The organism is Nocardiopsis prasina DSM 43845, assembly GCF_000341265.1.
Classification (GTDB): Bacteria; Actinomycetota; Actinomycetes; order Streptosporangiales; family Streptosporangiaceae; genus Nocardiopsis; species Nocardiopsis prasina.
This window is the reverse complement of record NZ_ANAE01000055.1, coordinates 1-277: the sequence shown is the minus strand read 5'-3', so window position 1 is coordinate 277 and position 277 is coordinate 1. Positions and strand designations below refer to the sequence as shown.

1 protein-coding gene is annotated in these 277 nt (G+C 73.3%); it reads right to left on the bottom strand.

All coding sequences use genetic code 11. The annotated features are described in order from the left end of the window. Positions 1-214: DUF7059 domain-containing protein (locus D452_RS27500; RefSeq protein WP_449289514.1), on the bottom strand; the 214-nt coding region annotated here is incomplete at its 3' end. Positions 215-277: the final 63 nt, after the last annotated feature.

Genomic DNA, 277 nt, shown 5'->3' with positions numbered 1-277 from the left:
GCTCCTGCAGCCACCACAGGCGCAGCAGCACACCGAGCCGCTCCTCGCCGCCCGTCGCGCGCAGGGCGGGAGTCAGCTGCTCGCGCGCCAGCGCACGCGAAGCCATGTCGCCGAGCCGGTCGCGCACGCCGGAGACGGTGTAGTCGGCGTCGATCAGCGTCTTGCGGAGCCGGTCGGCGAGCGCGTGCGGAAACGGGCGAAACGAATCAGACACGCGCCCATTATCGGGCAGCCGCGCCCGTGACATGTGCGTTCCCGGGGGTCGGGGCGAGCCCCG